Here is a 1,336-nt window from a genome sequence, read left to right as displayed (position 1 = left end):
GCCCGAAACTGTTTGAGTTTCCACCTTTAAAAACAATTAAAAAGAGTCTATATTTTATTAAACAAAAATATTATTTCATTTCAATTTCCTTTTTATTTTGAGTAAAATTCAAGTATCTTTTAGAATCGTATTGCTCTTTATTCTTATATAAACTATGTGCTAATAAAATCATTTTTCTCATTACTGCCATTTGTGCTAGCATTTTTGGTTTGCCTCTTTCTAGTAACCTGTTATAAAATAATCTCATTTCTTCATTATGTTGAATAGTCGTTAATACAGGCATATACATTATTGCCCGTAACAATGATAAACCTTGTTTTGATATTCTTTGTTTACGATTTACAGATGTTCCTGAGCTTTTTTCTATAGGATCTAATCCACTAAGTGCTGTAATATGTTGTCTTGATGCATTTGGATATTTTAAAAATAGATACAATAAAATAATAGCACTTTTTTGACCCACTCCTTTTATTGAAGTGATATTAGTATATGCTTCATAATAACTATCATTTGATTTAATAAGTTCCATAGCTTTTTCAACAATTAGTAATTGTTCTTTTTGGATATTAGTTATCTTATTTTTAACTCTTTTTAAAACATATTTATCTTCAAGGTTAAAAGTAGCTGATTCAAGATAATTAGCAACTCTTCCTTCTTCTTTAATTAAAGAATGATAGTATTTAATAAAAGACCTTATTTTATGAGCACTATCATCTCTTACTGGTATTTTTATATCTTTTTCTTTTGCTAAAATATTCATCTGAGATAACATCTTTGCATCAATCTTATCTGTCTTACTTCTATTTTTTATTACTTTAGAAAAAGAAGAACTTTGATATGCACCTACCTTAAAACATTTTATCTTGTTTGCCTGACAATAACGTTCTAAAATTGTTGAATAAGAACCTGTAGATTCATATACAAATACGATATCAGGTAAAGTTTTTTTGTACAATTTATTTAATTTGTTATACAATTTTTTTAAACCATATAAACTGTTTTCTATCTCTATATTTAACTCATTTTCGGGAATATAAACCTGTAATGTTGATTTTGCAACATCAATTCCGATATAATTATTCATAGGAACCTCCATTAAGTGAAGAGTTCGGTAGCACAGACTTTTGGTCTGTGTGACACACACTAAACTTTACTTTCGCTTGTAAATGCAGTCTGGTAATCTACCGACTCTGTTTCCACCCAAGTTATCAGTTTAGCAATTTAGCTCAAACACAAGCTCATTAAATATAATGGCTTCCTGTTAAAATCAATCTACATCTAACCGACTCTATAATAAAATTGTACTACTTACTTGAGTGATAAATTAATTATACAA

The 1,336-nt window shown here is 27.3% G+C and carries 1 protein-coding gene; it reads right to left on the bottom strand.

Annotated elements, in window-relative coordinates:
- Window positions 1-70: 70 nt before the first annotated feature.
- Complete coding sequence (locus tag CRU95_RS16080; protein WP_164969824.1) at window positions 71-1,084, bottom strand: IS110 family transposase; 1,014 nt, start codon at window positions 1,082-1,084, stop codon at window positions 71-73.
- Window positions 1,085-1,336 lie beyond the last annotated feature (252 nt).

This window comes from Arcobacter sp. F2176 (assembly GCF_004116465.1).
GTDB lineage: Bacteria > Campylobacterota > Campylobacteria > Campylobacterales > Arcobacteraceae > Arcobacter > Arcobacter siniprincipis.
Note: the sequence above shows the minus strand (reverse complement) of the source record. Positions and strands in the feature narration are given on the sequence as shown.